Below are 8,833 nucleotides of genomic sequence, written 5' to 3'. Positions count from 1 at the left end.
TCCGCCGCCCTCTTTTTTTCGTCCCGAACAGAATCCGATTACACGGCAGTGCCAACCCAGGCAAACGAATGCCAAAGTCCGGAAACAGGCGGCGGCATGTCCTCGGTGTGGCACCGGTTGGCATCGGTTGGCGCTGATTTGTAACGCCATTCGCCGTTTTCGGGAGGGGTTTGGAAAGCCTTTCTTTGCGTCATCAACCAAATTCGAATCGTTATGACCAAGGAAATCTTTCTGAGCGGCATGACCGCCGACCAGCTCTCGGAGATGATTCGCAAATCGCTGCGCGACGAGTTGCGGCAGCTCCACCCCGAACCCACCGCCGAGACGCCGAACTATCTGACCCGCCGCGAGACGGCCCGCCGCCTGCGTATCTCGCTCGTGACGCTCAACGACTGGGTGAACCGCGGGCGGATCCGTGCCCACAAGATCGGCGGGCGCGTGCTGTTCCGCGACAGCGACGTCGAGGCGGCACTGCACCGGATTGTCCCCATCAAAAGCCGATAGCCATGAGGACGACACCAGATTGCATCGGCATCCGGGAGTATCTCCTCCGCCGGGGACTGCACCCCCACCGCGAAACCGCCACCCACGGCATGTTCCTCTCGCCGCTGCGCAAGGAGCGCACCCCCAGCTTCAGCGTCCGCTACGACAAGGGGCTTTGGTACGACTTCGGGCTGGGTGAAGGGGGTACGCTTCTTCAGCTGGTCATGCGCCTCGAAGGGTGCGGCATGGCAGAAGCCATCCGACGCCTCCGCAAAGGAGCCGCAGACGAAGTTTCCTTCCAGCCCCTCCCGACCGCCTCGCCGCGCGAAGACTCCCCGTTGCGGATCCTCAGCGTCGGGGAGATTCGACATCCGGCGCTGATCGGCTATCTGCGCGAACGCGGCATCGACCCCGCCGTGGCCGGAGCGCTGTGCCGCGAGGTTCACTACGCCGTCGGCGAGCGGCGCTTCTTCGCCATCGGCTTCCGCAACGATGCCGGAGGCTGGGAGCTGCGCAGCCCGCAGTTCAAGGGGAGCAGCGCCCCGAAATCCATCACGACCTTCGACCGGCACGGCGACACGGCGCTGCTCTTCGAGGGCTTCTTCGACCTGCTCTCCTACCTGACGCTGCAGCACGAGCCGACACCGACCGCCGACACCGCCGTGCTCAACTCCGTGGTGAACCTACCCCGCGCCCTTCCGTTTCTCGCACGCCACGCGACGATCCACGCCTTTCTCGACAACAACGAGGCGGGGCGCTTCACCCTCGAACGACTGCGCAGCGCCCTGCCCGGTGCGACCGTTATCGACCGTGCGGAGGGCTACCGTACCCACAAGGATCTGAACGAATCGCTCCGATCGTCCGCGAAGGTTTCCCGCACGCCGCGTCGTCGCGGCCGCAAGTTGTAACGTCGCCCGGAATGACACCGGAACCGTCGCCCACCCATCGGCCGCTTCGCGACCGCGGCTTTTCCCCCGAGGAAAAAGCCATAGCCTATTAGGGCTTTTTCCGACGCATCGGCCCGCCGACGCTGAAAAAGCCCCAATAGGCCAAAGGGTCAAGCCCCTCTGGACACCCCCTGTCGTGCTGCGCACGCCGACCGCCAAAGCGGTCCCTTCTTCAACCACACAACCCTCCGAAAAGCGACCGTACCATGGGATATGCCGTCCTGCATCTCGACAAAGCCCCGGGCAACGAGGTGGCCATGACCGCCCACATCGCCCGCACGAAGATACCCACCAACGCCTCGCCCGAACGCACCAGCCTCAACGAGGAGCTCGTCGAGTTCCCCGAGGAGGTGGCCGACCGTACGGAGGCGATCAAATACCGCCTCGAACACGCCGGTCTCACGCGCAAGATCGGCACCAACCAGGTGCGCGTGATCCGCGTCATGCTGACCGGTTCGCACGACGCGATGAAGCGCATCGAGGAGGAGGGGCGGCTTCCGGAGTGGTGTGCCGACAACCTCGCCTGGCTGCGCGAGACCTTCGGGGCGGAGAACGTCGTCTCGGCCGTCGTGCATCGCGACGAATCGACCCCGCATATCCACGCCGCCGTGGTGCCCATCGTCACGGGCGAGCGCCGCAAGGCCCGCACCACCGCATCCGAAACACCGGGCAAACGGCACTACCGCCCGAAATCCGCCGCACGGCCCCGTCTCTGCGCCGACGACGTCATGTCGCGCGTCCGGCTCAAGCAGTATCAGGACAGCTACGCTGCGACGATGTCCAAATACGGACTGGAGCGCGGCATCGACGGCTCGGAGGCGCGCCACATCACCACGCAGGAGTTCTACCGCCAAGCCATCGCCCAGCAGCAGGATCTGCAGGAGAACATCGACGCGCTGCTCCGCCTCGAAGAGCAGAAGCGGAAGGCCGTCGAGTTGCTCAAACAACAGGAGCGACAAGTGCGCATCGAATACGAACAGACCGCCACGCTCCAGACGCAGAAGAGCGCCGAACTGAACCGCACAGAGGCCGAGTTGAAGAGTGTGAAGGGCGAACTGAAGGGTGCCCGATTGAAAAACGCTGCGGCAGAGGTCGGGTCGAACATCGTCGAGGGGATCGGGGCGATGATCGGCACCTCCCGCGTCAAGCGACAGCAGCAGGAGATCGACCGCCTCAACGCGGAGAATGCCGCCCTGCACGAACAGATTGGAACACTGAACCGTGCCAACCGCGAGGAGAAGGCCCGACATGAGCAGGCCGAACAACAGCTGCAGGCGAAGCTCGACCGCATCGAACACTGGCTGCCCGACACGCAGACACTTATCAGCTGGGGCGAATACTGCCGCGACATGGGGATCTCGGAATCGGGCGCCCGCGAGATCATCGCCATGAAACCCCTCTACGTCTCGGGCGAACTCCGCGCTCCGGAGTATTCGCGCCGCTTCGACGTCTCAAATACCGAGATCCGCCTGCAACGCGACCCGAACGGCCCCGGAGGCTTCCAGCTGCTTATCGACCGCCAACCCGCACACGCCTGGTTCCGCCAACGGTATGTGGAGCTCATGATCCGCCTGGGCTACCCCGTCCGCCCCGAACGTCCGGTAGTCCGGCGACATACCATCAAGCGGTAACACCTGCCCCAAAAGACAAAGAGAATATCCGGTCGAACAGCCGGATATTTTTCTTCACAAAGTGAAGAAACTCGCTTAATTGGAATATTTGTAGAGTTTGTACTGCGATTTTTTTTCGAAAATAATTTGCTTTTCTCGGGTAAAGCACATACTTTTGTAATAAACCTACAAAGAAAAAAATGGTAAAACTGAAAGATATTGCCACCATCCAGACGGGAGTTTACCTGAAAAACGCCCCTTCGCCTGACACCTGCTACCTTCAGGTGAACGATTTCGACGAGGTGGGAAACATCCGTCCGACCGTCCGACCGACAACCACCGTCAGCTCCAAGGCAGCCCGCCACCTGCTGACAGAAAGCGACCTGCTGCTCGCCGCCAAGGGTGGCAAGAATTTCTGCGCCATCGCCCCGACGCAACTCGGGCCGTGCGTGGCCTCACCCTCGTTTCTGATTATCCGAATCGACGACCCGGCCCGCATCCTGCCCGAATACCTCTGCGGATTCCTCAACCTGCCATCCACCCGGCAGCTGCTGACGGCACAGGCCCAAGGGTCGGCCATCACCTCGCTCAGCAAGGCTGACCTCGAGGAGTTCGATGTTCCGCTCCCTCCGCTGGAGCGACAGCGGGCCTGCATCGCCCTCACCCGTCTGCATCGCCGCGAACAGGCCCTCTACAAGGCTATCGCGGAGCGCCGCCGGCAAATCACCGATTGTAAATTAACAAAAATATATAAAGATGAACGGTAAAATTACACAGGAAGAGATCAACAAAGTCGTATGGCAAGCCTGCGACACCTTCCGGGGCGTGATTGACCCCAGCCAGTACAAGGACTACATCCTCACGATGCTGTTCCTGAAGTATGTCAGCGATGTCAGCAAGGCGAAATACAAGGAATACCTCCAGCGCTACGACGGCGACACGGAGCGCGCACAGCGAGCCATGCGCCGCGAACGGTTCCAGGTCCCCGAGAAAAGTTCGTTCGACTACCTCTTCGAGCACCGCAACGAGCCCAATATCGGCGAATTGATCGACATTGCGCTGGCCGACCTCGAATTTGCCAACCGCGAAAAACTGAGCAGCGAGGACGGCAGCGGCATCTTCCGCAACATCAGCTTCAACAGCAGCAACCTCGGCGAAACGAAGGAGCGCAACGCCCGGCTGAAACAGCTGCTTATCGACTTCTCGGACGAGCGGCTGCAGTTCGACGAGTCACACCTTGCGAACAACGACGTCATCGGCGATGCCTACATGTTCCTGATCGAGAAGTTCGCCAGCGACGCCGGGAAGAAGGCTGGAGAATTTTTTACACCGAAGGAGGTCTCGAGCCTGCTGGCTCGTCTGACCAAGAGCGCCCCCGGCTCGCGCATCTGCGACCCGACGTGCGGCTCGGGTTCCCTGCTCATCAAGGCAGGCCGCGAGGTAGGCTCCGACAACTTCTCGCTCTACGGTCAGGAGCTCAACGGCAGCACCTGGGCGCTGGCCATGATGAACATGCTGCTCCACGGCTTCGACAGCGCCACCATCCGCTGGGGTGACACGCTGCGCAACCCGAAGCTCAAGGAGGGCGACGCGCTGATGAAGTTCGACACCGTCGTGGCCAATCCCCCCTTCTCACTCGAAAAGTGGGGCGCCGACGAGGCGGCCGACGACCCCTACAACCGCTTCTGGCGCGGCATCCCGCCCAAGAGCAAGGGCGACTGGGCCTTCATCTGCCACATGCTCGAAGTGGCCAACGAACACGGCAAGGTGGGCGTCGTCGTTCCCCACGGCGTGCTGTTCCGCGGCGCCAGCGAGGGGAAAATCCGCCAACAGACCGTCGAGGAGAACCTCGTCGAAGCCATCATCGGACTCCCGGCCAACCTCTTCTACGGAACGGGCATTCCGGCTGCCATCGCCATCTTCAACAAGGCCAAGACGACGACCGACGTGCTCTTCATCGACGCCAGCCGCGAATTTGAGAACGGCAAGAACCAGAACCGGCTGCGCGACGAGGATATCGACCACATCGTCACGACCTACCGCCGCTTTGCGCAGGGCGAACTCAAGCCGGGCATCGTCGAGGAGCGCTACGCCTACGTGGCCCGGCGCGAAGAGATTGCCGACAACGACTACAACCTCAACATCCCGCGCTATGTGGACACCTTCGAGGAGGAGCCCGAAATCGACATTGCGGCCGTGCAGCAGGAGATTGATGCCCTGGAAAAGGAGCTTGCAGAAGTGCATGTCCGGATGGATGGTTATCTGAAGGAGTTGGGATATTAAAAAGACCAATATGGAGACTTGGACGCTTATTATTTCGGCCGCAGCTCTTGCCGTCAGCCTGTATACCTATTTCGCGCACGACCGGAGGCTGAAACAACAAGAACGGTTAATCAACTCTTATCAACTGAAACAGCTGCAGAAAGAGGAGCAAGCAAACAAAAAAGCCGATATCCGCGCGGAGATTTCGCAGAATACCAAAGGACCCCGGACGCTTCGAATCTGGAACAATGGCCGGGCTGTAGCTCGGAATATTCGAGTTGAAGGGCTTGATGTTGAAGGTCTAATCGTCATGAACGATGAAATATTCCCATACGAGATTATGAACCCGCAAGACGATGCCGAACTCAAACTCTATCTAACGATTGGCTGTCCCCACAAATTAACGCTCAAACTGATTTGTGACGATGAATCCGGACAGAACAACGTAACCACTAAGGTAATTACACTATAAGTTTTCTACTCAATATGAATCTTTCGACATGGGGCGACCTCGGGAATATCATTCTCGGTATTACCTCTGTGTTTACAGCCATTGTTACCGCAGTCGTACTCTGCAAACAACATAAACTGCAACAGGAGCAACACAAGCTGGAGCAGGAAAAGCTGAAAATCCAACAAATGGAACACCAGCCGCTGTTTTTCTTCAAACGGGAGAAGGACCACATGGACATCTGCAACAGTGGAGCAAAACTGCATCGCCCCATTGAGTTTTCCATCGGCTCAATGATTTATGTGCAATCCTCCATGTTTCTCCCGGGAGGGTTGAAAACCTTCGTATATTGTTACCCGATTAACATATACAAGAATTGTCGCAGCCAGGAGGAACTGGATGGAGTGGTCGGCACATGTCTGTTCGCAGAAGAAGACCGAGCCAAATTGCACGAGATTTCATCAAAAATATGGAACAGTCTTGTCCACAGCAAAAAACTGGTACCCCAAATGCCCTACATGACCTCCGTCATAGTCCGCGAGTCCGACTTGATAGCTATCAAGTATCAAGACGTGTACCACATCGACCATACGGTCTACTACCTTGATTCCTCCCCGATTTCCGCGGAAACTTTCAATAAGCTGAACAAAATAAGGCAATTGGTTCCACCCGGTATATATAGCGTGGACAAAATAGACCTCAACAACATTCTGCGAGGGATTCTTCAGTTCCGATTTGAAAAAACATGGTAAAGCAAGTTACAACAATGACACACGATACCAACATACCACAAGGCTATAAGGCGACGGCGCTGGGGATTATTCCGCAGGAGTGGGAGGTTATGCGGTTAGGCGACATTGTATCAATAACCAGCGGCGAAAGCCCGTCCCTATACCACCTCAAGGCAGAGGGGAAATATCCATATGTCAAGGTCGAAGACCTGAACAACTGCGAGAAATACCAAGAATCCAGCAGAGAATATTCCGACGACAATAATACAACCATTAAAGCCGGGAGCATCATTTTCCCTAAAAGAGGAGCCTCAATTCTAAATAATAAAGTTCGCATAGCCGCCAAAGACATTCAAATGGACAGCAATATGATGGCTATTACACCCCATACGACCATCGTAGACACAGAGTTCCTGTATATCCGGATTTTACATGAACGATTATATCGAATCGCTGACACCTCATCCATTCCTCAAATAAACAATAAACATATCATTCCCTATAAGATAGCCGTTCCGCCGCTGGCGGAGCAGCGGAAGATTGCGGAGGTGTTGGGCGTGTGGGATGAGGCGATTGAAAAGCAGGCGCGGCTGATTGAAAAACTCGCCCTGCGCAAACGCGCCTTGATGCAGCGACTCCTCTCCGCAAAACTCCGTCTCCCCGGTTTCTCCGAACCTTGGGAAAAAGTAAAATTGGGAGATATCGGACATTTCCTATCATCAAATACATTATCACGAGACTGTTTAAACGAGCAAATCGGGAATATAAAAAACATTCACTATGGAGATATTTTAATAAAATTACCTACTATTGTAGATGCATCTTTTATTCATATCCCATATGTAAATGACGATGTTATCGTCAAATCCGATTATCTCAAAAATGGGGATATAATCTTTGCTGACACGGCAGAAGACTACACTGTCGGGAAAGCCATAGAGATTATAAATATTCAAGCAATACCTGTAACGTCCGGTCTGCACACAATTCCTTTCCGACCTAAATCCGGAATATTTGTAAATAGATTCCTTGGTTATTACGTTAATTCAACAGATTATCGGCGACAGCTACAACCTTTAATACAAGGTATCAAAGTGTATTCAATAAGCAAGACTGCCCTTTGTAAAACAACCCTAAAGATACCGACATTATCTGAGCAAACCGCCATTGCGGAGGTGTTGACCGCGGCCGACCGCGAGATTGAGCTGGCCAAAGAGAAGCTCGAACGCCTCCGCCGTCAGAAACGCGGCCTGATGCAACAACTCCTAACCGGTAAAAGACGTATAAAATATTAATTATTATGCATATAGAATCAATAACATTAAAGAATTTCAAGAAATTCACCTCGAAAACCATTAAATTTCACCAAGGATTATCTCTTTTAGTCGGTGGAAATAACGAAGGGAAATCTACCATCTTACATGCATTGGCTGTATGGGAATTTTGCAAAACGTTCCTTGTAATTAATAAAGGACAAGGAGCCCTGCAAGATATGCAACATATAGATGGAGTCGGTTTGAATATTGATGAGTTTACTCCCATCAATATCCCGGACCTTAAGTATCTGTGGCCAAACCTTAAACCTGGAGGTGGATACAATTTATCCATTAGATGTGACTGGAAAATTAATAACGAATCCAAACATCTTGAAATCAGTCTTGCATTAGCCAATGACCGATTATTTGTGAAAACAACTGATTCAAATATTAACACAGATGATAAAATTCCAGTTATCGCATACTTACCTCCTTTTGCCGGCATATTAGACAAAGAATTATGGCAATACACAGCTCAACGAAAAAAATTGATTGGACAAGGGTTAGCCGGTGCTGTGCTTCGGAATACTATAATTGACATGTATATAAACAACCAAACTAAGAGAAAAGAACTAAAAGGAGATAGACCCAAAATTAAAAACTCTGATTTAGCAACATTACGAACAACTGACCCCTATGAACAACTTAATGCTGTTCTCCGTGAGATCTTCAACTGTGAACTATTTCCCGAAAAATTCAATTCCGATTTTCATCAATATGTTCATGTAAATATCAAAAAAGGGAGTCATGATGTCAATGGAGGATTTAATTTATTTCCTAATTACAAGGCGCGGGATATCATGACTGAAGGTAGCGGTTTTTTACAATGGCTTAGTGTATATACTTATGCGTTAAACGAGGAGATAGATGTCTTACTGTTGGATGAACCTGATGCTCATCTACATTGCAGTCTTCAGATGTTGCTTGTTTCAAAATTGCAGAACTTTATCGAAAAAAACAACAAACAGATTCTCATTGCGACACATTCAACAGAGATAATTAAAAATACCCCTTTCAATTTAATAATTGACGA

9 protein-coding genes are annotated in these 8,833 nt (G+C 53.7%); all 9 read left to right on the top strand.

Annotated elements, in window-relative coordinates; genetic code table 11:
• Positions 1–213: 213 nt before the first annotated feature.
• The gene (locus HMPREF9720_RS11710) at positions 214–504 is read left to right on the top strand and encodes a helix-turn-helix domain-containing protein (protein WP_009598576.1); all 291 of its coding nucleotides are present in this window, start codon (positions 214–216) and stop codon (positions 502–504) included.
• Between the two features lie 2 nt (positions 505–506).
• Entirely contained in the window at positions 507–1,391 is an 885-nt protein-coding gene (locus HMPREF9720_RS11705; protein WP_009598573.1) for a toprim domain-containing protein, read from the top strand.
• Positions 1,392–1,636: 245 nt separating this feature from the next.
• A complete protein-coding gene (gene mobV / locus HMPREF9720_RS11700) occupies positions 1,637–3,061 on the top strand; it encodes a MobV family relaxase (protein WP_009598579.1) in 1,425 nt (474 codons plus the stop codon).
• A gap of 179 nt (positions 3,062–3,240) precedes the next feature.
• Positions 3,241–3,807, top strand: coding sequence for a restriction endonuclease subunit S (locus tag HMPREF9720_RS11695; protein ID WP_009598580.1), 567 nt, complete (start codon positions 3,241–3,243; stop codon positions 3,805–3,807).
• Complete coding sequence (locus HMPREF9720_RS11690) at positions 3,797–5,323, top strand: type I restriction-modification system subunit M (protein WP_009598574.1); 1,527 nt, start codon at positions 3,797–3,799, stop codon at positions 5,321–5,323. Before HMPREF9720_RS11695 ends, HMPREF9720_RS11690 begins: the two co-directional genes overlap by 11 nt.
• Before the next feature lie 10 nt (positions 5,324–5,333).
• Entirely contained in the window at positions 5,334–5,774 is a 441-nt protein-coding gene (locus HMPREF9720_RS11685) for a hypothetical protein (protein WP_009598577.1), read from the top strand.
• 14 nt (positions 5,775–5,788) lie between these two features.
• The gene (locus tag HMPREF9720_RS11680) at positions 5,789–6,505 is read left to right on the top strand and encodes a hypothetical protein (protein WP_009598575.1); all 717 of its coding nucleotides are present in this window, start codon (positions 5,789–5,791) and stop codon (positions 6,503–6,505) included.
• Positions 6,499–7,779 (top strand): restriction endonuclease subunit S, encoded by a 1,281-nt coding sequence (locus HMPREF9720_RS14870; protein ID WP_009598581.1) that lies wholly within the window; start codon positions 6,499–6,501, stop codon positions 7,777–7,779. Before HMPREF9720_RS11680 ends, HMPREF9720_RS14870 begins: the two co-directional genes overlap by 7 nt.
• Before the next feature lie 5 nt (positions 7,780–7,784).
• On the top strand, positions 7,785–8,833 hold a 1,049-nt coding region (locus HMPREF9720_RS11670), incomplete at its 3' end, for an ATP-dependent nuclease (RefSeq protein ID WP_009598582.1).

This window comes from Alistipes sp. HGB5 (assembly GCF_000183485.2).
Classification (GTDB): domain Bacteria; phylum Bacteroidota; class Bacteroidia; order Bacteroidales; family Rikenellaceae; genus Alistipes; species Alistipes finegoldii.
Note: the sequence above shows the minus strand (reverse complement) of the source record. Positions and strands in the feature narration are given on the sequence as shown.